The organism is Alteromonas sp. CI.11.F.A3, from assembly GCF_032925565.1.
In the GTDB taxonomy this organism is placed as follows: Bacteria; Pseudomonadota; Gammaproteobacteria; order Enterobacterales; family Alteromonadaceae; genus Alteromonas.
This window is the reverse complement of sequence record NZ_CP136708.1, coordinates 3,429,367-3,453,352: the sequence shown is the minus strand read 5'-3', so window position 1 is coordinate 3,453,352 and position 23,986 is coordinate 3,429,367. Positions and strand designations below refer to the sequence as shown.

Genomic DNA, 23,986 nt, shown 5'->3' with positions numbered 1-23,986 from the left:
CGCCAGTTGCATATAGTTGATACTTAAGTATCTATAACTATACCTATAATGGTGCCTTTATGCTGAATCGTCTTCAAGAGTCGGATATTAAGTTGTTACGCGTGTTTTATGCAGTAGCAAGTTGTAATGGTTTTACTGCTGCAGAACCCGTGTTGCGTATGCAACGTCCTAATATCAGTGCTGCAATTAAGAAGCTTGAAGAACGTCTCGATTTAGTATTATGCCACCGGGGTCGTGGTGGCTTTCAAATGACGAAAGAAGGCGAAGTGGTTTTTCAGGAAACCAAGCGTATTTTTAACGCCTTCGATAATTTTGTGTTTAATTTGAAATCATTACACGACGACTACTCAGGTCACATTACGCTAGTGCTTATGGCTGGCCTGCCGCTTTCAATGCATTTAGCAGTGAGTAAAGCGGTTAAAAGTACCATGAAAAAGTTTGATGATATTCACGTTAATATCCAAACCCGTTTATATAATGAAGTAGAGCATGTTGCCTTATCCGGAGAATGCCATTTGGTGGTATCGACTTACGATATGGTAAAACCCGAATCTGTGACTTTCCATCCTATCGGGATCACCACAGATGGGCGTTTGTATTGTTCACCTACACACCCGTTAGCGAAATACCGTGATACTGCGTTGCCTGAAAATATAAAAATTGAAGATTATCCGGCCATTGGTATTTCTGGTTTATCATCGGCAAACTACATTGATAATGAGTCTCGTCTTGCCATTCAAACCTTTTCAGACTCTTTCGATGCCGCAATGTCTGCCATTATGACGGGTGAGTATATCGGTTTATTGCCAGACTACATGGCCAAAGAGCAGGGCGCAGCGCTAGGGTTAGTGCCTATTGCCAATGGCAGCTTGTATAACTTTAGCCATGATTTGTTTGTAATGAATGGTAAGAACACGCGATTAAATCCCGTGTTACGACACTGCATTAAGGAACTCACTTACTTTATAGGCGAAAGTCAAAAGTAGGTACGCGCAAATCAAATACTGTATGAAAACGCCTTGTGAAAACAGGGCGTTTTTCGTTTCACCCAAAAGGAATGGTTTATTTTCTTTCTAGTTAAATTAGTGTCGTTCTTTTTCGGAACGTATTTGTGCTTTTCACTGCATCATCATTTTGATGTACCCGTGGTATTGGCTGCCGCCTTTACTGGTTTGGTTGGCAGTTTTTGGCATTGGCCTAAAAAGTATGGCAATCACCCACAAGCTGCTATTTATGCTGGAGCCTTCGCGGGTATGTGTTCAAGTGCCATTATTACTGGGTGGGAAGCGCTAGTATTTATTTCTGTTGTAGGGGCTGGGGTATATACCCTTACACGCAATATATTCGAAGGTTTTGGTGGTCGGCTAGGGGCTATTGCATTTACCGCAGTCAGTAGCCTTATTCTTCTAAGGGCGTTGTTTTGACGGCGTTATTAGTTGTTTTAATTACCCTTGCCGGTGCATTCACCACCTACCGGTTAGCGAAGCTGCGAAGGTTTAATGTAATTCGAGCGTCCAGTTTACTCACAATTTTATTTTACTTTTCAGTGCTACTTATCGAGAACGTGCTAATGATCGAAAGTCGTTCATCAGAAACCGCTGAATTTTGGGCAACCGTATTTTTCGGGGGAAGTTTTGTAGGTATGAGTGCACCGCATCGGTTTTCGTATTACTTGCTCACGATTTCGTCGTTATGCTTTGCCATCATTTTTATGACGCTACTGCCGCTACTAGAAGGGATTGGGGGAGCACTTGGGTGTAGCGCTTTTATTTCGGTGGCGATAAGCCACTCATTACGCATAATGGTGCATAAGCTAAAAGGCGCCTGAGTAGGCGCCAAATCGATTATTCGTAGCTAAGTGGGTCAGTACAGTGATTTTCTCTGAAAGCTTCTAAGCGCTCTTCACAGGCACCGCATTTACCACACGCTTTCTCTCTTCCGTTGTAACATGTCCATGTTTCGCCGTAGTCTAAGCCCATTTTTAACCCGTCAGTTAAAATTGCCGTTTTACTGTCTTTAATATAAGGCGTCACAATTTCAACAGGGGTGTAGTTAGCAATGCGACAAACATCACTCATTTTTTCTACAAACTCAGGGCGACAGTCTGGGTAAATAGCATGATCGCCCGAATGAGCGCCGTAATACACTTCATTTGCTTCTAAACTTACCGCATAACCCACCGCTAACGACAGTAAAATCATATTACGATTAGGCACAACGGTTTGCTTCATGCTGGGCTCTTCGTAATGCCCTTCTGGTACATCGATATCAGAGGTTAGTGATGAGCCACCTATTAAGCTATTAATAGCGCTAATATCCACAATTTTGTGAGGCACATTTAACGATTTACACACCGCTGCCGCATAATCTAATTCTTTTTTATGGCGCTGACCATAATCAAAAGAAAGGGCGTGAACGGTCTTACCATCACGTAAGGCTTTATGTAAAACAGTGAATGAGTCCATTCCACCTGAATAGATAACAACAACGTTTTCTGACATAGTTTTAAAGTTTTGAGAAATTATGCCCGAATTTTATGTGATCCTTGGTAAAATCGAAACATACAATCGTTAAAGGGTGACATTTTGTCGAAATTAATCACGCTGAACATCAATGAAATGTTCGAAACCATCCAAGGAGAAGGGGCACATACCGGTATCCCGTCTATCTTTGTTCGCTTACAAGGATGTCCTGTGGGTTGCCCATGGTGTGATACCAAACATACCTGGACGCTGGATAACGCCTTGGTAACCACGGCACAACAAGTTATTGATAAGACCAACGAGTCTGAGCATTTTTTTGAAATCGATGAAAACAAGTTGTTGTCGCTGTTTTCTGAACAAGGTTATGTGGCAAAACATGTGGTTATCACGGGGGGGGAACCCTGTATGTATGACTTGCGCCCAGTTACCACACTGTTGCATGACAATGGCTTTTCCACGCAAATAGAAACAAGTGGTACTTACGAGGTGCAGTGCGACGATAGGACTTACGTGACGGTATCACCTAAGATTAATATGAAAGGGGGGATGCCGGTTTTGTTAAGCGCCCTTGAGCGTGCGAATGAAATAAAACACCCTATTGCCATGCAAAAACACATTGATGAGTTAGATGCGCTGCTAGCAGATGTATCTTCATTGGCAGGCAAACAGGTTTGTTTGCAGCCGATAAGTCAGCAGCCACGAGCAACCCAACTTGCAGTACAAACATGCATAGCCCGTAATTGGCGACTATCTTTACAAACTCATAAATATATTGGTATAGAATAAACTACATAAGCGTGAGCAAAGGAGTTCGATAATGGCGTTGAAATATGTAAAAACGATACTGTTTTTGTGTTCGTTACTTATCACCACACAAAGTGTCGCTGCATTATGGACAATTAACTATCCCAAACCGTTAGACGATACTGATGCTCGCGCCGAATATCCCATAGCCTTGCTTAAACTAGCCCTTGATAAGACCGGTGTGAATTACGAGCTATTACCCTCTGATCGTATTCTTTTGTCGGGAAAAGCTTTGCGTCAACTACGTGAAAACCGCGAAGTAAATGTGGTGTGGAGCATGACGGATAGTCAACGTGAAAAAGATCTTCTACCCATTCGAATTCCTATTGCGAAGGGGCTTATTGGCCTTCGAGTATTTGTAATCAATGCAGATAGGGAAGCAGACTTTGCGCGCATTTCATCAAAAAATGAGTTAATGAACTTCACTCCACTTCAAGGTGAAGAATGGCCAGATACTAAAATACTGCAAGCCAATGGTTTTAATGTCGCCACGGTTACTAATTTTAAAGATGCCTATTCACTATTGCTTCAAAACAAGAGCGATTTCTTTCCTCGTTCGGTCATTGAGGTATCTGCTGAACTAGAAGGGCGTTCGGCATCGCTTAAGTTAGAACCTAATATGGCAGTTTACTACCCTACGGCCATGTATTATTTCGTTAATAAGAGTAACCCAACACTAGCACGGCTAATTGAGACAGGGTTGAATCGCGCTATTGAAGACGGTTCTTTTGAAGCGTTATTTAAATCTTCGAATGAAGCCATTTTAGAGCAGTTAGACATCAAAAACAGACGAATCTATACGCTTGATAACCCCTTATTACCGCCTGAAACGCCGTTAGCCGATGAGCGGCTTTGGTACGTAATTGATCAGTAGAGTAGGGCTTACAATTCGCTCTAGACTTTTTCTACAGCCCTTACAGAACATATATAGAACTCATAAAAAAACGCGGCAAGAGCCGCGTTTTTTATTTAAAAGTTCAGGTGACTAGAATTAGTCAGAGGCACCAGAGTGCACGTCTTTCATTGAACGACCTGAAGGATCGGCATTGTTCTTAAAGCTTTCATCCCACTCAAGCGCTTCAACCGTACTGCAGGCAATAGATTTGCCACTAGGTACACAACGTGCCGCACTTTCTTGAGGGAAATAACCTTCGAAGATAGTACGGTAGTAGTAACCTTCTTTGGTATCTGGTGTGTTCACTGGGAAGCGGAACTCTGCAGAAGCAAATTGTTGGTCAGATACTTCGTTCTCTACGAAATCACGGATAGAATCAATCCAAGAATAGCCTACGCCATCACCGAACTGTTCTTTTTGACGCCATAGCACTTCGGCAGGCAGGGTATCGCCATTGTCGAACGCTTTACGTAAAATCCATTTTTCCATTTTACCATCAAGACACATTTTATCTTGTGGGTTTAAGCGCATGGCCACGTCGATAAAGTTTTTATCTAGGAATGGAACACGGGCTTCAACACCCCACGCTGAAGTTGCCTTGTTCGCACGAGCACAATCGAACAAGTGAAGACGATCTAGTTTACGTACCGTTTCTTCGTGGAACTCTTTCGCATTTGGCGCTTTGTGGAAGTATAAGTACCCACCAAAAATTTCGTCAGCACCTTCACCAGACAATACCATCTTAATACCCATGGCTTTAATCTTACGGGTCATTAGGTACATTGGCGTTGCCGCACGAATGGTAGTGGTATCGTAGGTTTCTAGGTGGAAAATCACGTCACGAATGGCATCAAGCCCTTCTTGAATAGTGAAGTGAATTTCGTGGTGTACAGTACCAATCATATCGGCCACTTTCTTAGCAGCTTTCAAATCTGGTGCGCCTTCAAGACCTACCGCGAAGCTATGCAGGCGAGGCCACCAAGCTTCTGTTTTATCTTCGTCTTCAACACGTTTTGCAACATACTTAGCTGCAATTGCAGAGACTAATGATGAGTCCAAACCGCCTGATAATAATACTGCGTATGGTACGTCTGACATCATGTGAGACTTCACTGATTTTTCAAACGCTACACGTAAATCGTCAAGGTTAGTGGTGTTGTCTTTTACTGCATCGTATTCCATCCAATCACGCTTGTAATACTTCGTGATTTGACCGTCTTTACTCCACAGGTAATGCCCTGGAGGAAATTCGCTGATGGTTTTACAAATCGGGGCCAACGCTTTCATTTCTGAAGCAACGTAGAAGTTGCCGTGCTCATCGTAACCTGTGTATAGAGGGATAATACCCATATGGTCGCGAGCAATTAGATAAGCATCTTGTTCGTCGTCATAAAGAACAAACGAGAACATGCCTTCTAATTCATCAACAAAGCTCACACCTTTTTGTTGAAAAAGCGGAAGAATAACTTCGCAATCTGAGCGAGTTTTAAACGGATAAGGTTCTGCTAAATCATCAGCGAGTTGCTTATGATTATAAATTTCGCCATTTACGGCTAAAACTTGTTTGCCATTTTGGCTGATAAGCGGCTGAGCGCCAGTGTCCACATCAACAATAGCCAATCTTTCGTGACAAAGAATGGTATTGTCATTATTCCAGATTCCCGACCAGTCAGGGCCACGGTGGCGCAATAATTTTGTTAATTCGAGGGCTTGGGTTCTGAGTTCAGACACATCGGTTTTGATATCAAGGATACCGAAAATACCACACATAAAACGGATTCTCTCTGTTCACTTGTTGAAAAATAATTGAGGTTTTTTCTGTCGGGTACTCGCGAACGAGTTGGCGAAGGTATTGTTGTTTTTTTTAATCGCGCTTTCGCATGCCTTGAATGTGCCAGTCTGACAGGAAATTGCAAGTACAATATGATGAGAAAATGGAAATTGTTATTCCAAAACTCGTGGTTCTTGGGTGAAAGTTTAGCTGTTAGTAGGTGCAACAGAAAAAAGGTAGTGCAAATAGTAGGCAGAATGCAGTTTTATCTCACTATATCTATATCAAAATATATTTTATAACTTACTGATAATAAATAATTTATATTTGTATCTCTTTACCTCCTTTGAGCGCATAATCTGCCGGTTTTTTCAACACCTGGTAAAGGGTATGCAATTTTCAAACGACCGAGTTTCGGTATATGTTATTCCTGATGTAGATAGCCTTCAAATGGACGCAAGTGTTCAGGGTTCGCGCTATCGTGATGCCATGCACATTGAAGTGACAGGCGGTGAAGCTTGGCTTTTCGAGTATGGTGTGGTGGTTTTTTGGGGCGTGGTAGAAGAAGAGCGTGTTGCCTTATTAAATAGGTTACAGGTGAGCCCTAAATTATTGTCTGGTATTCACCAAGAGCATCTACAATTTGCGTTTACAAGCGATGTGCTTAGGCTGCAACGGGACCTAATAACCCTATCGATTGACGATCCATTACTTCGGCTATCAATCAGCCATGGGTTAGCCCAGTCAATTAAGCTCAATGAATACGAGCATAAAGCGCAAGATACGATTACTCGCTATGCGTATTTGCCGAAAGCGTTGGCCGAAACGGGCAAGATAACGTTACGTCGCCCCGCGTTGGCAAAAATACGTGGGCACTTGTTTAGTACCAAAAGTGACATCTTTTTGCATTACGGGTTGCTTGATACGCCAGAGTTCTTTTGGGAATACCCCGAATATGAACATGCTTATAATGCCACGGCGCGATATTTAGATATTCGCCCTAGGGTAGATGTGCTTTCAAACAAGCTAAATGTTATTCATGAGCTGTTCGAGATGCTGGCAGAAGAATTAAATCATAAACATTCATCGTTCTTGGAATGGATAATTATTATCTTGATTGCGTTTGAAATAGCGACCTTTGGGGCTGAAGAACTTAAAGGGTTGTTCATGTAAGAAGCACGATATAACGCGCATTGTTATTAGCAATAATTAGCAATAAATAGCAATAAATAAGCCCTGTTTTAACAGGGCTTATTTTTATTACATGTTTGTGTTATCTGAGTCTAAAACTCAATTATTACGCTGAAACTCGCTGGTTTCTTTCCAGGCTGGCCACTGCTTAGCGTTAGCAACGTTAAAACCTACATCGAACAATAATTGGGTGTCTTGTACAATGCCGCTTAAATCCCAATCGTCACGGTATTGGTCACACACTTGGTGATAACAGCCCGTGACAATTACATTCATGCGTTTACGGTATTTAGCCGTTGCCTCGTCAGCAGGCTCATTACCCCCTTCTGCATAAAGTGCAGGCACGCCTTTTTTCGCAAAGCTGAAGTGGTCAGAGCGATAGTAATAACCTGCTTCCGGGCGGTCTTCCTGAGTGAGGGTTCTACCTTGTTTATCAGCAGCAGTTTTAAGGTAATCTTCTAAGTCTGACTTACCCATACCTACCACGGCAACGTTCTTAGTCTTCCCAAGTACGTTCATGGCATCCATATTGATATTGGCCACCGTATCTTCCAATGGGATAACGGCGTTGTCTGCATAGTATTTACTGCCCAACAAACCTTGTTCTTCGGCTGTTACTATTAAAAACGATACAGAACGCTTCGGCGCAATATCTAAGTTAGCGTAGGCTTTAGCCATTGCCAAAATAGCAGCGCTTCCTGTGGCGTTATCGTGTGCACCATTGTAAATATTGTCGCCTTCTTTGGTTTCATCTTTTCCTAAATGATCCCAGTGCGCGGTGTAAATAACATGCTCGTTTGGTAGCTCTGAACCAGGTAGCGTGGCAATAACATTGTGACTTTCAGATTTTTTAAACGTGTTTTGCACGGTTACTGATGCATTAATATCCATTGCTTTATGATAAGGCCCAAGCTTGGCTTGGTTCTTTTCTTCTTGAAAATTAAAGCCTGCATCTGCGAACACTTTTTCAGCGGCGCTTAGCGTTAACCAACCTTCAACAGCAACACGACTAGCACCTTTGTCTTTAGATACTAACCCATACTGTGGGCCACTCCAGCTATTCGCTACTACTGACCAACCGTAAGAGGCTGGGGCGGTTTCGTGAACAATTAGCGCGCCAGCAGCGCCTTGACGGCTAGCTTCTTCATACTTGTAACTCCAGCGGCCATAGTAGGTCATCGTCGTGCCTTGGAACTTTCCGCTCTCAGGGTTTTCGAAACCTGGGTCGTTCACCAATATCACTACGGTTTTGCCGGTAACATCTAAGCCTTCATAATCGTTCCAGTCGTATTCAGGTGCGTTAACACCGTAGCCAACAAATACCAGTTCTGAATTCTCAAGTGATACGGTTTCTTGCTCGCGCTTAGATGACGCAACCATGTCTTCTTTATACGAAAAGCTATTGTCACCAATCGTCATGGTCATTTCAGGGTTAGCGCTAATTTCCATTAATGCTACTTTCTGAAGGTAGCTATCGCCGTTACCCGGTGACAACCCTGCTTTTTCAAATTCTCGAGTGAGATAATCCAGCGTTTTTGTTTCACCGATGGTGGTGGGCAAGCGGCCTTCAAATTCGTCAGATGACAGTATTTTTAATGGTTCGCGAATATCTGCATCTGAAATGCTGGCGTAAACTGAGTCGAAGTTAGTCGCGATATTCGTTTTTTGAGTTTCAGATTGGGCTAAGTCGTTATCAAGCGCATTTTCAGGCGCGTTATTGGGGCTGCAAGCACTTACCGCTGATACGGCAGTTACCAGCAAGGGCAAAAACATTTTTTTCATTGTTAGTCTCTGTTTGCTCTACAATACCGCCCAGTATAGAGAAAACCTTAAGATGAACCAATATTAAGTATGCCAATACCTGTTACTCCTTGGTGTAAACACCATATTCAAGATAATGCGTCTTTACCAGTACATACACTGTTGAATGAATTCATGTTATTAGACGACACTGTTTTTCCTAGCGCTGCAAGGATTAACCATTTACGTGAAGCATTTCAGCCCCAATGGCAGGGCCCTGTGTTTGTAGCGCAAGGGGATCTTGATAAGCAAAGTGACCCAAACCACAGTCGTTACTATGAAGAAATAATCGCGAGCGACAACAGTATACCCACTCGTGAAAATAGCTGGCATGATTTGTTCAATGCGCTTATCTGGATTCAATTTCCCGCCACAAAAGCGTTATTGAATACCCTGCATATGCAAGATATTGCACACCATGGCACACACCCAAGAACTGAGCGGCGAAATCGTATTACGCACTTTGATGAATGCGGCGTGGTACTCGCGCTGGAAGAAGGGGATGCTTATAAATCAAACATGTTGCTGAATATGTTAGCCCAACATCAATGGCAGGATAGCTTTTTAACCCATAGGCACGAGTGGGGAACCCACATAACCCCCTTTATTTTCGGGCATGCAAACCTTGAAATGATGCTTTCGCCTTTTATCGGGCTTACGGGGAAGTGGTTGGCAGTGAGTGTGCCTAAAGGGTTTAGTGGTATGAATCAATGGCAGCAACGCGAAGAGGTAGACAAATCATTGGTGAAACGTATCACTGAGCTTGATGCGTTTAACAAATCTCCGCTACTAAAACCTATTCCTTTGCTAGGTGTACCAGGGTGGTACGAAGAACAAGATGAAAATTTCTATAACAATAGCGAGTACTTTAGGCCTTTGAGGCCGGGAGCAAAACCTTCTATTCAGTTACCGCTTTTCGACATAACGACGGTTTGAACTCACTTCCTACACCAAGCTTAGGTGTAAGAAGTGAATTGAAAATGGTGTAGAGCTTAAATAAGTGCGAAAACACCCCAAATACCGTAAATCACAGCGTAGGGAGCGGAAGCAATAATTGCTGCCTTTTTCGTAGAGAATGAGGTCCATTGAGTGATGCCTACCATCGTAAGGTAGATAGTCCAAAACAACTCAACGCGAATAGCTTGGGCAAACGCGAACCATGGTGATGTCATTTCAATACCTAGTATGTAAGAAAGTGACAGGGGAGCAAGTATGGCAGGGGATATTTGGTGATCGCCCGCAAACATAATAAGTGCAGCAGCAATAAGACCCGTTACCACGTAAGGCATAGATACCCACCACGTAAAGCCATACCAATCCGTAAAGCCGAAAACATGACTGTCGTCACTGCGTGTTGTTAAATTTAAATAAACGGCAAAAATAGCGTTCACCACGGTAAGTGCAAAGAATGCACCTATTAACTGGGAAAGCATGAGGGTGTTTCTAGTGAAGAAGGCGCGCATTTGGTCTTCTTCTGCCGGACTCATTGCATCTTGAGCGGCAATGTTAATATTTGCAAACCATTCAATATCAACGAAGTTTACGTACAAATATTGAGACGCCAACGTTATCATCATAACAATAATAAAAGGAAACCAACTCCAGTTGTTTTTTTCACCAACAGCTTTAAATACGCCATTAGGCCGAAAGAATATATCGTTACACGCTTGAAAGGGGTTTGATACTGAATGCATCCGTTGCTCCGAGATAAAATATTATATTAGTTTTGTTTAGGTTACTGATATAGCGAAGCTAAGTACAGGCGCTGCTTAAAGAACTGTACCTGTTTTTAGTAAAAACTTGTGTCGAATGCGTAGTAGAGGGACTTATTTGTGCTTACAGTAATGCCGCAAATATAAAAAAGGCCAGTATTGGATAAATACTGGCCCTTTAATGACGACTATACCTCGTCAATCGCGTGCTTACCTGTTAATGACTTAGATACGTTAAGTTCAATAAGCAGAGCACGATAGCGCTATACAGTAACGAGATAGGTAACCCTATTCGAATAAAGTGGCTAAATTTATAATTAGCGGCATTAAATACCAATAAGTTAGTTTGGTATCCAAACGGCGATATAAAGCTAGCACTTGCCGCAAAGGCAACGGCCAATGCGAATGGCATAAGCGGTGCGCCTATGATTTCAACCAGTCCATAAGCAAAAGGGAACATAAGCGCAGCAGCTGCGTTATTGGTCACAAATTCCGTTAACAGTAAGGTAGTCAAATACACCACGATTAACGCAATAAACCAGTCGGTGTCGGCCAAATACGGAATTAACTGCGCAGTAGAAATGGCAATAACCCCTGAAGACTCTAACGACGTGGCTAAGCTTAATGCTCCAACAATCACGATAATTAGGTTGAGCGGTAAATTTCGCTTCATCTCACCGTTGTTTGTTACCTTAGAACCAATCAATACGGCAGCTAAAAATAGCAGACCCATCGCGAGTGAAATAATATCAGCCGCGGCTAACGTCACCACAGTTAGAAACCCGCCTAAGGTTATCCATTCTTGCCGGTTAGTTAACGGACGAGAGATTTTTTGCTCAGACAATATAAAGAAGTTCTTGCTTAAATTTTGTCGAGTGTTGAAATCTGGCCCAGCGGCAAGTAATAGAAAATCACCTGCTTTCAGTTTTATTTCACCCAACTTACCTGACAGCTGTTCGCCGTCACGGCGAATAGCCACTACGGCCGAATCGAACAATGCTCTAAAACCGAGGTTTTTAATGGTTTGTCCGATAATTTGAGCGCGGTTTGCTACCACCACTTCGGTTAAGCTTTCTCGCAAAATGCCGTCGGTTTCTGCAAAGGTGGTTAACCCTTTTATGTGGCTTAAGTTATCAAGTTTTTGCACATTGCCAGTAAAGATAAGTTTATCGTTTTCTGCAATCACTAAGTCAGGACCAACGGGAGAAATTAGATTCCCGTCGCGAACCACTTCAACCAAAAATAACTCAGGTAAGTTACGAAGGTGGTTTTGCTCAACGGTTTTGCCAATGAGCTCTGAACCTACATTTACCTTCGCTTCAACCATGTACTCTTGGTAGTTGTCATTCTTGTTTGCAATATTAGGCAGTAATGGCGTAAGCACAAACATGAGTACACCACAGCTTAAACCTGCGACTAAACCGTATAAGGTGAAGTCAAAAAAGTTAAAACCAGGGTGGCCATGTTCTTGTAAAAAGCTATCTACAATCAGGTTAGTCGAGGTACCAATTAAGGTAACTGTTCCACCGAGTATGGCAGCATAAGAAAGCGGAATAAGTAAGCGGGAGGCAGGGTGGTATTGGTTTTGTTTAATGGGCCCTATAAGGCTGGCCACTATAGCGGTATTGTTTAACAGCGCGGATGACACAAAGGTGAGTGAAAACAGTTTCCAATACGACTTAGAGAAGCTTGTACTCACGAGTTTTCTACCAATACGCTTTATTAACGCAGTTTTGTCTATTGCACTACTGACGAGCAGCAGCAAGACAAGGGTGATTAACCCTTTGTTGGTTAGGTTCAACAAAATGTCATCAAGTGACAATTGTTGTGAAACCAATAGTAATAACACGGCGCCTGAAAAAACAGTAGACGGGCGCTGATTTGAAAAAATCAGCGCAAAAATCGTGCTGGCGAAAATCGCCAGCACGATAAACTGGTTAATATCCATATATTTTCCAGTCCTGCTTTTACAGCTTGCTAATGTCCACAGCGCTCCAATGAGGGAAGTGCTTACGTACTAGCGCATTAAACTCTAATTCAAACTCTGAGAAGTCTGGAGAAGCGTGTTGTGCATCTTTAGCAAGTTCATCAATGATCATACCAGCACCAACAGTACTGTTAGTCATGCGATCAATAACGATGAAAGAACCCGTAGGGCGGTTACGCTTGTATGGGTCGCACGCTACGGTTTGGGTAAATTTCACATCTACCACACCAATTTCATTCAAGTTAAGGTGCATCGCATCTTTTTCTTCAAGGGTGTTCACATCAATTTGGTTATCGATATGAGACACAACACCTGTCGTTGACTTGGTCGCAAACTTAAACAAGAACTGCTTGTTTGGCATAAGTGGCTCTTCGTCCATCCATACCAAATGCGTTTTAAATTGAGTAGAAAGTAGTGGCAAGTTGCCTGATTTTACAATCATGTCGCCACGTGAAATATCAATTTCATCTTCCAGTGTAAGGGTAACCGCTTGAGGTACATAAGCACGCTCTTGATCACCTTCAAAAGTCACAATCGATTTTACTTTCGACGTTTTTCCAGAAGGAAGGGCTGTGACTTCATCGCCTGGTTCAATTTGACCAGATACAACCGTACCGGCAAACCCACGAAAATCTAGGTTAGGACGATTAACGTATTGAACAGGGAAACGGAAATCATCATGATTATCGTCCTCACCAATTTTCGTGTTCTCTAGCATTTGCATAAGCGGAATGCCATCGAACCATGGTGTGTGTTCGCTCACGTTTACTACGTTGTCACCTTCAAGTGCAGAAAGTGGTACGAATTGAATATCTGGAATATCCAATTGCTCGGAAAACTTCAGATAGTCTTGCTTGATCTGGTTGTACACTTCTTCAGAGTAATCCATTAAGTCCATTTTGTTGATAGCAACAATAACGTGCTTAATGCCTAACAAAGATACTAGGAATGAGTGACGTTTAGTCTGTACTTTTACACCGCCGCGAGCATCGACAAGAATGATGGCAAGGTCGCAAGTAGATGCGCCAGTTACCATGTTACGTGTGTACTGTTCATGCCCTGGAGTATCAGCAATAATAAACTTACGCTTGTCGGTAGAGAAGTAACGGTATGCTACGTCAATCGTAATACCTTGCTCACGCTCTGATTGAAGGCCATCAACCAATAAGGCTAAATCGACTTTCTCACCAGTAGTACCTGATTTTTTGCTGTCTTTAGTAATCGCAGCAAGTTGGTCTTCATAAATCATTTTAGAATCATGAAGTAAGCGACCGATTAGGGTACTTTTACCGTCATCTACACTTCCGCATGTAAGGAAACGTAGCATGTCTTTTTGTTCGTGCTGCTCAAGGTAAGACAGTATGTCTTGCTTTAATAAATTGTTTTCGTTGTTCATGTTATGCGCTCACAAGGAAAAAGGGGTTTAACACAGACTCTTTTTGGTTGTAAGTAAGAGCGTCGGCGTTGTCATTTAACGGATCGTTAGGGTCTAGCACAGTCACATTTGCACCTGCAGCTAGGGCTACAGCATGGGCTGCGCCTGTGTCCCATTCAGAAGTAGGGCCTAAACGAGGATAAAGGTGAGCTTCACCTTCAGCCACTAGGCATAACTTCAATGAACTTCCCATGGCCACTAATTCAGTTTCACCCTCTAATTGAGACAGTAGATTTTGAATTTCAGGGCTTTGGTGAGAACGGCTACCTACTATCTTCCATACTTCAGCACCATCGTGCTTACGTGCAGATATAGCAGTAAATTCGCCGTCTACTTCAGTCCATGCGCCTTCACCCACAATGCCTACATAACTTTTGTTAAGTGCTGGTGCGTACACTACACCCATCGTAGGTTTGCCGTCTTCAATCAACGCAATATTTACTGTGAACTCACCATTCTTTTTGATGAATTCTTTCGTGCCATCTAGTGGGTCGACAAGCCAGTAAGATTGCCATTGCTTACGCTCATCCCATGAAATATCTGCCGATTCTTCCGATAAAATAGGAAGGTCAGATTCTTTTTCGAGGGCATCAACAATTACGTTATGCGCCGCTAAGTCAGCTTCGGTTAACGGGCTGGTATCTTGTTTTTCATAAATGGCGAAATCTTTATCGTAAATCGCCATTATTTTATCGCCTGCTTCTTTAGCAATGCGAAGAATGGTCTGTGCCAGTGTATTAGTCATTGTATTAGCCTGGGCCATTACACAAGTCCTTTTTCTTGCAGTAACGCATATAAGCGTTCAGCAGTTTGCTCTGCAGGTTCATCTTGATACGTTAAATGTATCTCAGGCTTTTCCGGTGCTTCATAAGCAGAGTCGATACCAGTGAAATCTTTAATCTCACCGCTACGCGCTTTCTTATAAAGCCCTTTTGGATCGCGCTTTTCGCACACTTCGATAGGTGTGTCGATAAACACTTCAACGAATTCGCCGTCTTCTAAAAGGCCACGACAGTAGTCGCGATCCGCTTTAAAAGGAGAGATGAACGCTGTTAAAACCAGCGTGCCAGAATCAACAAACAGTTTTGCAACTTCACTGATTCTGCGAATATTTTCTACACGGTCTTTATCGCTAAAGCCCAAGTCGCCACATAAGCCATGACGCACGTTATCACCGTCTAATAGGTAAGTGTGCTTGGCTTGCTCGTGAAGTTTCTTCTCAAGCAAGTTGGCCAGAGTAGACTTACCAGAACCACTTAGGCCGGTAAGCCAGAACACGCGAGGCGATTGATTCAGCTTTGCAGCGCGGGTGGTTTTATTCACCTCATGCTTGTGCCAAACAACGTTGTCGGTGGCCATTAGAAATACCCTTCCATTTTCTTCTTCTCCATAGAGCCAGAGCTATCGTGATCAATCACGCGGCCTTGACGCTCGGAAGTTTTGGTCAGTAGCATTTCTTGAATAACTTCTGGCAAGGTAGCCGCAGTCGATTCAACAGCACCTGTTAATGGGTAACAACCAAGGGTACGGAAACGTACTGAACGCATTTCAGGCGTTTCTCCTTCGTTCATTGGCATACGCTCGTCATCAACCATAATCAATACACCATCACGCTCAACCACAGGGCGAGGTTTCGACAAGTAAAGCTGAGGAATGTCGATGTTCTCTAGGTAGATGTACTGCCAGATATCAAGCTCAGTCCAGTTAGACATAGGGAATACACGAATGCTTTCACCTGGGTTAACTTGTGAGTTGTAAATGTTCCAAAGCTCAGGACGTTGGTTTTTAGGATCCCAACGGTGGTTGCTATCACGGAACGAATAAACACGCTCTTTTGCACGAGATTTTTCTTCGTCCCGACGTGCACCACCAAAGGCTGCATCAAACTTGTACTTGTTTAACGCTTGCTTAAGTGCGGCCGTTTTCATGATGTCAGTGTGCTTTGCTGAACCATGCGAGAATGGACCAACACCTTGCTCAACACCTTCTTCATTAATGTGTACTAGCAGATCGAAACCATGCTTCTTAGCTTGCTGGTCACGAAACTCAATCATTTCTTGGAATTTCCACGTAGTGTCTACGTGAAGCAAAGGAAATGGAATTTTACCTGGGGCAAAAGCTTTGCGCGCTAAATGTAACAACACCGAAGAGTCTTTTCCGACAGAGTAAAGCATGACCGGATTATCAAATTCCGCAGCAACTTCACGGAAAATTTGAATGCTCTCGGCTTCGAGTTGTTTCAGATGCGTAACAGACGGGATACTTGCAGTCATTTTCGAGTCCGATTTATGTTATATAAGATAAAGTTATATACGAGTTATTTTTATGCATAGAACAGTAACACATTTATTCACTAATGTAGTATGCGATTTAGCTATTTAAAATACCTCTCTTATGCCAAGAAATAAAACTGTCATACAATTTTTGCATAAGCGACGAAATTTAAGGCATTAGTCGCACCTACTGCATACTCAAACTATCGGAAAATAGTGCAGCAATTAAGAAATGAAACTTACAAAAAAGCCCCGTAAAACGGGGCTTTAAATAACTATCTATCGGTTACTTATGCGATTCAAGTTTCTTTTGAAAGACATCAAAGGTTTCAAGCACTCCTTCACGGGGCGTACCTGATTTGCTCAGTACTAGAATGGTCAGACTAGATAGAATGAACCCTGGAACAATTTCATACATCCAGCTACCTAACGATTCTCCGTTAATTGTCACCGGTAGGTAAATCCAAAGCAATACCGTTACTGCGCCCACAATCATGCCGCCAAGGGCTGCACGACGAGTCATTTCTCGTTTGAACAAGCTAAACAATACGAGTGGACCGAATGCCGCACCAAAACCAGCCCATGCATTACTCACTAAATCTAGAATACTGCTGTCTCTGTCGTAGGCTAAGAAGATAGCAACAAGGGCGACCGCCACTACGCTAACGCGGCCGGCAATGACCAATTCTTTATCAGACGCATCACGTCTTACAAAGGTTTGATAGAAATCGCTAGTTAACGAGCTTGATGTCACTAATAGCTGAGATGAAATAGTACTCATGATGGCCGCGAGAATAGCGGCTAGCAAGAAGCCACCAATTAGCGGGTGGAATAGAATTTGAGATAAGTAAATGAAGACAGTTTCAGGGTCGATGTTATTTCCATTGCCCGTAACATAAGCAAGACCAAACAAGCCTGTCATTAGCGCGCCAATGATAGAAACAATCATCCAGCTCATACCAATTCTGCGTGCAGTAGGAATATCTTCTACCGACCGGATTGCCATAAAGCGTACGATGATATGTGGCTGTCCGAAATAACCCACCCCCCAAGACATCAGGGATATGATACCAATTACCGAAATAGCCTCATTGGTAGACGCATCCATAAAGGCATTGAATAGGGCAGGGTTGATAGTATCGAGTGCAGCAATAGAAGCGCCTACACCACCTAATTCGGTAATGACCACGGCAGGCACAAGTATCAGCGATATAAACATAATACAGCCTTGCACAAAGTCAGTCATGCTCACCGCCATAAAGCCACCTACCAATGTGTAAGCAACCACTACGCCTGCAGTTACATATAAGCCAGTTTCGTAGGAAAGGCCAAACGAGGTCTCAAACAGCTTTCCACCAGCGACGACGCCAGACGAAGTATAAAGGGTGAAGAAAATAACAATCACCACAGAAGCAATCACGCGAAGTAAGCGAGAATTGTCAGCAAAGCGATTTTCAAAATAATCGGGGAGGGTAATAGAGTTATTAGCCACCTCGGTATAAACCCTTAAACGAGGTGCCACTAAAATGTAATTGGCTAATGCACCAAGGACAAGACCAACGGCTATCCATGCGGCGGAAAGCCCTGAAACGTACATTGCACCAGGGAGACCCATGAGCATCCACCCACTCATATCTGATGCACCAGCTGAAAGCGCAGTGACAGCGGGACCGAGTTGACGGCCACCTAACATGTAGCCTTCTACGTTCGTGTCTGTCTGACGGTAAGCGAAAAGACCGATACCCAGCATGACAGCAAAATAGAGCCCCAATGAAATGATCGTACCCGTAGCCATATAAATTCCCTATGTTTTTTTCATGTCATGCTACCATCAATAGCAAAGACTCTCTACGTAAGTCATTAACCTTGAGTATATTGTGTACGTACATGCCCCGATAAAGTTTTCTGACTATAACAGGCTAATCGGTTCACAAATCAAGCGAGTTTTAAATGTTTTCGTTTAAATAAGCGGGGAATGACATGGTTTCTATCTTACCTCTACCTGTACTTTTAGCACGGTAGAGTAAGTTATCGCATGCTTTTATAATTTTACTAATGTTTCGCTCTGCTTTTACCTGAATGACGCCTGCAGAAAAGCTGGCATTGAAGGACGCTTCAGTATTTTTCCAGTTTTGATGGCTCTCTAGCGATATTTTTATGTCTTCAAGTAAGGCGTTTGCGTTTTTTTCTGTTGTATCGTGTAAATACAATAAGAATTCTTCCCCGCCGTAGCGGCAAAATTTATCTGTTTTTCTTATACGCTGGCGAACAACTTGCCCAAATATTGTTAGCACTTCATCACCTACTACATGACCGTATCTGTCATTAATCTTTTTAAAGTGGTCTAGGTCGATAAGTACTAAACAAGATGAAAGCTTACTAGACATGGGTTTTGCTATTTCTTTAAACATGACACGTCGATATAGGGCGCCGGTTAGATCATCAATTTCGCTGGCCTGAGCGCGAGAGCGTTGTCGACGCCAAAACCAGAAAAGTAGAAACGTCGACATTACGGCAACCAATGCAAACGAGAGCGCTTGAAATCGCTCCGCTTTTAACTTTAAGGTTTGCTTGTCTTTTAACCGTGCCATTTCTTGCAACTTGGTAATGGTAATGTCTCGTTGCAACGGGGATTCGGTATTTAATTCATCTAAGTGGGCATACGATCCATTTGGTTGGCTTTTAATCAAATCGTATTTATGTTGGTGGAGAAGCGCATTCTTAAAATCACCTCTTAATTTATATAGCTTGCTAAGATGAGCATGCTTACCCAACAAAATTGATGTGCTGTAAGAAGAGTGCTTTGCTTGCGAGTTAAAATCTGAAGTTAACGTGCTCATCGCCTTTTTAAATTCAGCGTCACTGCCTTCAAGTGCCAAATAAGTTGTCTTAAGTGCGGATAGTACGGGTAATAGGTTTATATTAGTTGGAAAAGTAATGCCTTCAAAGTGAGATAGATTTTTGGTCAGCGCTATTATTTCCTCACGATCGTTCGGCTCATCTCGGTGTAAAAAAACACTTACCTTCAACCATAGACTAAATAGAGTTTGTGGAGCACTTTGATTTGTTATAGAAACTTGCTCTGCTTCATCCACCATTGTGAGAGCATCATCAAATCGCTGTAAGTGGCTTAGACTATTGATTACTCCAATGTAGACATATGACGTAGCAATGTCGTGTTCCTTGCTATCTTCTATGACAAACTCCTGATGAATGACAGCGCGACTGTAATCATTAAGGTTGGTATAGGCATCGGCGAGCCATGAGTGCGCCATTCTTTTATTAAGTGCCGTCTCTAGACCGTTCTCTATGTCAATATGTTTTAAAAAAGGTAGTGCATATTCGATTTCCACAACCGCTTTCATTTGGTTTATTTCGGAGTATTCCATAGCAAGCCAAATACTCGCTATAGCAACCGCGTGATGATCCGCCGTTTTTAAGGCTTCTTGTTTAAGCGAATAGAGTAGGGGAATACTATACTGTAGACGTTCACTCGTATCTGAATGAGCATTTGCAGTTTTATACATAATAAAAACGGCTTTTAATGCAACATACCGGCTTACATTAATGTTCTTAAGATACGCCCAATCAGCTGGCGATGCTTCCTCAGCTAAATCTAGGGGAATTTTCGAATCTGATGTAGATAAAGAACCATCTAAGTGATAAAGAACAGTTTTGATTACCTTGCCAATCTCTGACGAATCCTGCTGAATGTCGCTTGCTAAGATTAATTTTGTAATCTCATCATCACTTAGCCCAGAAGGGCGATTCCACATATACATAATGGTGTTAACGAGGTTGCCTAATTGACGAAATCTTTCTTCTTCGCATTGATAATTATTAGCCACCGAATTAACTGAAATAAGAGAGAGCAGCACTGCGAAAAGATAGAGGCGAGACTTCTGAAAAAAGAAGTAGAAAAGAGGTGAAACCGCACAGCTAAAGCGTTTATTCATAAGGGAATACGCGTTTTCTTATTACTGCAAGAGTGAAATCAAGACAGCGAAAACGAAACCAGATGTTATTTTTATTAGACGATAGTATAAAGTAAACGGCTCGGTGTTTACATATCTCTACCTGATGCAACGCTATTTTATCTTATACATAAGTATAAAAAATCGGCCGCTAGGGCCGATTTGAAATGGGTATACAGAATTCCGTTAAGCCATTGAACTAATAGTCATGGAGCTAAAGCCAATAAAGCCAAAGCTATTACAGAAAAACTAAGCAGAAAAGTGAATTCTGTTAGTAACGGCTTTTTTCATTTCAGTTAAGTCAGCACCTTTATTACCCACCACCATAATATTAGCGTGATGCATTTTTATGCTTTCGCCATGGTATTGCTTATCTTCGAACTCAGCCGGTACTCTTACATCACTGCGCTCGGGCACGATAAACACTGACATCTTGCCTTGCGGGGTATCAACAATAAGATGCAAGCTTCTTACTGTACTTAAGTGGCAGTAGTTAACCACTTCAACATCACCAATCATGTCTGTGAAGGTGCCACCAAAGCTGGCTAGTTTTGCATTAACTTGATCTAAATCTACAGGCAGTAATGTATGCGCTCGCTCAGTCTCTGCGTATTGCATGTGCGCAAGTGCTTGCCCGCCAATACTGACAGGTTGGTGATACCACATGGTAAAACCTATTCCCACGGTAAAGGCAATACTTGCGGCCATAGCCACATACCAGCGACTTCGCTTCTGGTAGCTTGCAAATTCATTCGCAGATTGCTGCCAAATAAGCTTGTGCTTTAAATCTTCAGGCACATCTACTTTTACAGCTTGTTTTAACTGCTTATCGAATTGCTTTTGTTCGTTCCAGAACTTGCGTTTGCTTTCATCAGCTTTCGCTGCGGCGATAACATCACTGTCAGTGGTTTCTGGATCGGCGTAAATTCGACGCCTAAATTCTAATTCATCCATTTGCCTGACCTCTCTGTTCATTTTGCCTTTCTAACGCCTCTCTCAATTGGTTTCTAGCTCGGAATAATCGTGTCATTACGGTATTTTTATTCAAATTCAGTTGCTGTGATATTTCATCACCGCTAAACCCAAATATAAGTTGTAAAACAAGGGGCTCTCGGTATTCGTCGCTTAGCCCACCTAACAGACGATGCAGTTCTCTGTCCTGCACATCGCCTTCTGCATCTTGGGTTTCATCATGCACCGACACATCATCAATATCGACAGTATCGAATTGCTTACGTTCGAAACGACGAGCATTTTCACGGCGCAATATGGTAATTAACCATGACTTGGCCGCCTTCTCATCGTTGAGTGAGTCGAGTGAGCGCCATGCTCTTAAAAAGGTTTCTTGCACAATATCTTCCGCAACCGAGCGGTCTTTAACCAGCCAGTATGCATAGCGAAATATATCTGCATGAAACGCATTGACGAGCGCTTCGTATCGTTTGTGTTTTGCTTTCATGTTGGATAAGACCCGACTGCTTCCAGATCTATTTCGTGCAAACATAAAAAATCCGACATTTTTTTAATTTTATTAATTATGACACAAAAAAGCAGCCGGAAGGTTTATCCTTAAGGCTGCTTTAAGTTTCATAACTGGTGATTATTAAATCGCGTAGATAACGGCTTCAATAATGACTTCAATAACGACCGTGTTCAATAACAGAACCCGTTTAATTCTAAAGTGAACTACTAGCTAGCTTTCTTACTGGCTATCCAGGTATTAATATTTTCTTCTAAGATTGAAAGTGGAACAGGACCGTGCTTAAGCACTTCATCATGGAAACCGGCCCAGTCAAAGTTATCACCTAACTCAGTCATGGCCTTTTCTCTCAGTTCCATGATTTTAAGCTTACCTATCATATAGGCTGTTGCTTGACCTGGCATAGCGATATAACGCTCAATGGCTTTTTGCGCATCGTATTTAGGGTTAGGGGTATTTTCAACTAAATAGGTTACAGCTTCTTCACGGCTCCACTTCTTAGCATGAATACCGGTATCAACAACCAATCGGCATGCACGCCATAGTTCCATCGCGAGTCGACCAAAATCAGAGTAAGGGTCTTGATAGAAGCCCATATCTTTAGCAAGCTCTTCGGTATACAGTCCCCAACCCTCGGTGTAAGCCGTAAAGCTTAGGAATTTTTGGAACTGAGGTACGCCTTCGAGTTCTTGTGCTATTGCGCGCTGCATATGGTGGCCTGGAATACCTTCATGGTAAGCCAAAGCCTCTAGTTGATAGGTTGGCATTGCGCTCATGTCGTAAAGGTTTGCGTAGTAGGTACCTGGGCGGCTGCCATCTTGCGCAGGGCTTTGGTAAAAAGCTTTTCCTGCTGATTGCTCACGAAACGCCTCAACACGTTTAACCACCATAGGGGCTTTAGGAAGAATACCGAAGTAATCTGGCAGTGCTTCGCGCATATCATCAATAGCTTTCGTGGCGTCATCTAAGTATTGCTGACGTCCGGCTTCGGTTGCTGGAAGATAAAATTGCTCATCTTCACGCATGAAAACGAAGAATTCTTGCAACGTACCCTCAAACTCCACCTTTTTCATAATGTCGCGCATAGCAGCATGGATACGCTCAACATTATCAAGGCCTATCTGATGCACTTCATCAGCGGTTAAATCGGTGGTAGTAAACCAGTTTAAGCGGTTTTGATACCACTTGTCGCCATCAGGCAAGCGCCATACACCGTCACCTTCAGGGGTAATGGTTTTCTGATGTTCTAATTCTTGTATAAAGTCTTTGTAAGCCGGCATTACTGACGTGACTAGCGCGGCTTTTGCTTCACCAAGTAGGGTGGTTTTCTCTACATCATCAAGCTCAAGGCTATCTACCTTGGCGTTGAAGTCTTCCCAAATGGTTGAAGGTGTATCACTGGTATCAAAGGGCGCGCCAGTAACTACATTTTGTGATGCAGCAATCATTTGCTCATAAGCCCAAGCTGGGGGAAATACGCCTGCTTGCTCACGTAGCTTCATCTGCTCGATAACTTGTTTGAAATACTCGCTCACATTGTCTAAACGGCTAATGTAGGCTTGGGCGTCTTCTTTGCTTTTTACACCATGAATATTAATTAAGAAACTAGGCACTTGGGTATGGGCGGCACGAAATTGGTGTACTACATAGCTGTGATGACGAAATTCATCGTTAGCTAGATCTCTTTCAATACCCAATTTATACAAACGAAGGCTTAATTTTTCTTGCTCGCTCAGCTTAGTCGTATCGAAACTTTCAATAGTTTCAAGGCGATTTTTTGCTTTGGCAATGTCTTTTTCTTTTTGCTCTTCTGAAACATCATTCCACTTATCATAGTCCCACTTAATGCCTAGGTAGCTTTGAAACATAGGCGAGCTTTTAAGATCTTCTTCGAAAGTGCGTTCAAAAAAAGCATTAACTCGTGCTGAATCAGTTTGGCTTTCAGTTTCTACTGCTGGCGGCGGTTGTTGAGTGGTTTGGCTTGTTTCAGGTGCGGGTGAACAAGCCATTAGCCCAAGCATTGCAATAGCAATGGGGGATAACGTGAGTAGTGGTGCTTTCATGAATTCTCCTGGTTAGGTGGTCGCGGTAGTATTGCTACCGTCTAATTTTTAGCTTTATCTTTAAATTCGTACCCCTGGCACGAGTTAATGCTTCTTTTTCAAGTTACTCGTGCCAAGC

At 42.7% G+C, this 23,986-nt stretch carries 21 protein-coding genes; 7 read left to right on the top strand and 14 right to left on the bottom strand.

The features are described from left to right. The first annotated feature begins 59 nt into the window (after window positions 1-59). From R1T43_RS14905 to R1T43_RS14895, 3 genes are all read left to right on the top strand, one after another. Window positions 60-986 (top strand): LysR family transcriptional regulator, encoded by a 927-nt coding sequence (locus tag R1T43_RS14905; protein WP_057793076.1) that lies wholly within the window; start codon window positions 60-62, stop codon window positions 984-986. Between the two features lie 99 nt (window positions 987-1,085). Beyond that, window positions 1,086-1,424: a hypothetical protein gene (locus R1T43_RS14900; RefSeq protein ID WP_231518478.1), complete on the top strand. Its 339-nt coding sequence runs from the start codon at window positions 1,086-1,088 to the stop codon at window positions 1,422-1,424. Beyond that, window positions 1,421-1,828 carry a hypothetical protein gene (locus R1T43_RS14895; RefSeq protein ID WP_317350200.1) on the top strand — a complete coding sequence of 136 codons (408 nt, stop codon included), beginning with the start codon at window positions 1,421-1,423 and terminating at the stop codon, window positions 1,826-1,828. Before R1T43_RS14900 ends, R1T43_RS14895 begins: the two co-directional genes overlap by 4 nt. 16 nt (window positions 1,829-1,844) lie before the next feature. On the opposite strand, the gene queC is transcribed toward R1T43_RS14895, so the two are convergent. Beyond that, window positions 1,845-2,501 (bottom strand): 7-cyano-7-deazaguanine synthase QueC, encoded by a 657-nt coding sequence (gene queC / locus R1T43_RS14890; protein WP_013784947.1) that lies wholly within the window; start codon window positions 2,499-2,501, stop codon window positions 1,845-1,847. A gap of 117 nt (window positions 2,502-2,618) precedes the next feature. Between queC and queE the strand changes: the two genes are divergently transcribed. Both queE and R1T43_RS14880 read left to right on the top strand, forming a co-directional pair. Beyond that, window positions 2,619-3,269, top strand: a complete 651-nt coding sequence (gene queE / locus R1T43_RS14885) for a 7-carboxy-7-deazaguanine synthase QueE (protein ID WP_317355859.1) — start codon at window positions 2,619-2,621, stop codon at window positions 3,267-3,269. A 31-nt stretch (window positions 3,270-3,300) separates the two neighbouring features. Continuing rightward, a complete protein-coding gene (locus R1T43_RS14880) occupies window positions 3,301-4,161 on the top strand; it encodes an amino acid ABC transporter substrate-binding protein (protein ID WP_317350199.1) in 861 nt (286 codons plus the stop codon). A gap of 117 nt (window positions 4,162-4,278) precedes the next feature. Here R1T43_RS14880 and asnB read toward each other — a convergent pair whose 3' ends face one another. Beyond that, the gene (gene asnB, locus R1T43_RS14875; protein WP_057793070.1) at window positions 4,279-5,952 is read right to left on the bottom strand and encodes an asparagine synthase B; all 1,674 of its coding nucleotides are present in this window, start codon (window positions 5,950-5,952) and stop codon (window positions 4,279-4,281) included. A 391-nt stretch (window positions 5,953-6,343) separates the two neighbouring features. Here asnB and R1T43_RS14870 point away from each other — a divergent pair, with 391 nt between their 5' ends. Beyond that, complete coding sequence (locus R1T43_RS14870) at window positions 6,344-7,126, top strand: RMD1 family protein (RefSeq protein WP_013784943.1); 783 nt, start codon at window positions 6,344-6,346, stop codon at window positions 7,124-7,126. A gap of 117 nt (window positions 7,127-7,243) precedes the next feature. Here the strand turns inward: R1T43_RS14870 and R1T43_RS14865 are convergent, their stop codons facing one another. Next, a complete protein-coding gene (locus tag R1T43_RS14865; RefSeq protein ID WP_317350197.1) occupies window positions 7,244-8,926 on the bottom strand; it encodes a M28 family metallopeptidase in 1,683 nt (560 codons plus the stop codon). A 69-nt stretch (window positions 8,927-8,995) separates the two neighbouring features. Here R1T43_RS14865 and R1T43_RS14860 point away from each other — a divergent pair, with 69 nt between their 5' ends. Further along, entirely contained in the window at window positions 8,996-9,880 is an 885-nt protein-coding gene (locus tag R1T43_RS14860; protein WP_317350196.1) for a DUF3025 domain-containing protein, read from the top strand. A gap of 56 nt (window positions 9,881-9,936) precedes the next feature. On the opposite strand, the gene R1T43_RS14855 is transcribed toward R1T43_RS14860, so the two are convergent. From R1T43_RS14855 to R1T43_RS14805, 11 genes are all read right to left on the bottom strand, one after another. Beyond that, complete coding sequence (locus tag R1T43_RS14855) at window positions 9,937-10,638, bottom strand: YIP1 family protein (RefSeq protein WP_211071268.1); 702 nt, start codon at window positions 10,636-10,638, stop codon at window positions 9,937-9,939. Window positions 10,639-10,873: 235 nt separating this feature from the next. Next, a complete protein-coding gene (locus R1T43_RS14850) occupies window positions 10,874-12,604 on the bottom strand; it encodes an SLC13 family permease (protein ID WP_317350193.1) in 1,731 nt (576 codons plus the stop codon). A gap of 19 nt (window positions 12,605-12,623) precedes the next feature. Continuing rightward, window positions 12,624-14,039 (bottom strand): sulfate adenylyltransferase subunit CysN, encoded by a 1,416-nt coding sequence (gene cysN, locus R1T43_RS14845; RefSeq protein WP_013784938.1) that lies wholly within the window; start codon window positions 14,037-14,039, stop codon window positions 12,624-12,626. Between the two features lies 1 nt (window position 14,040). After that, window positions 14,041-14,823, bottom strand: coding sequence for a 3'(2'),5'-bisphosphate nucleotidase CysQ (gene cysQ / locus R1T43_RS14840; RefSeq protein ID WP_317350192.1), 783 nt, complete (start codon window positions 14,821-14,823; stop codon window positions 14,041-14,043). Between the two features lie 17 nt (window positions 14,824-14,840). Next, the gene (gene cysC / locus R1T43_RS14835) at window positions 14,841-15,437 is read right to left on the bottom strand and encodes an adenylyl-sulfate kinase (RefSeq protein ID WP_057793062.1); all 597 of its coding nucleotides are present in this window, start codon (window positions 15,435-15,437) and stop codon (window positions 14,841-14,843) included. After that, a complete protein-coding gene (gene cysD / locus R1T43_RS14830) occupies window positions 15,437-16,351 on the bottom strand; it encodes a sulfate adenylyltransferase subunit CysD (RefSeq protein WP_013784935.1) in 915 nt (304 codons plus the stop codon). The genes cysC and cysD overlap by 1 nt, the downstream gene beginning before the upstream one ends. A gap of 286 nt (window positions 16,352-16,637) precedes the next feature. After that, on the bottom strand, window positions 16,638-18,146 hold the full coding sequence (gene putP / locus R1T43_RS14825; protein WP_211069669.1) for a sodium/proline symporter PutP: 1,509 nt from the start codon (window positions 18,144-18,146) through the stop codon (window positions 16,638-16,640). Window positions 18,147-18,297: 151 nt separating this feature from the next. Then, on the bottom strand, window positions 18,298-20,307 hold the full coding sequence (locus R1T43_RS14820; RefSeq protein ID WP_317350187.1) for a GGDEF domain-containing protein: 2,010 nt from the start codon (window positions 20,305-20,307) through the stop codon (window positions 18,298-18,300). A gap of 267 nt (window positions 20,308-20,574) precedes the next feature. Further along, window positions 20,575-21,300 carry a DUF3379 family protein gene (locus tag R1T43_RS14815; protein ID WP_317350185.1) on the bottom strand — a complete coding sequence of 242 codons (726 nt, stop codon included), beginning with the start codon at window positions 21,298-21,300 and terminating at the stop codon, window positions 20,575-20,577. Continuing rightward, window positions 21,272-21,829 carry a sigma-70 family RNA polymerase sigma factor gene (locus tag R1T43_RS14810; protein WP_129737289.1) on the bottom strand — a complete coding sequence of 186 codons (558 nt, stop codon included), beginning with the start codon at window positions 21,827-21,829 and terminating at the stop codon, window positions 21,272-21,274. The genes R1T43_RS14815 and R1T43_RS14810 overlap by 29 nt, the downstream gene beginning before the upstream one ends. A 185-nt stretch (window positions 21,830-22,014) precedes the next feature. Continuing rightward, the gene (locus R1T43_RS14805) at window positions 22,015-23,868 is read right to left on the bottom strand and encodes a DUF885 domain-containing protein (protein ID WP_211069666.1); all 1,854 of its coding nucleotides are present in this window, start codon (window positions 23,866-23,868) and stop codon (window positions 22,015-22,017) included. Between the last annotated feature and the right edge of the window lie 118 nt (window positions 23,869-23,986).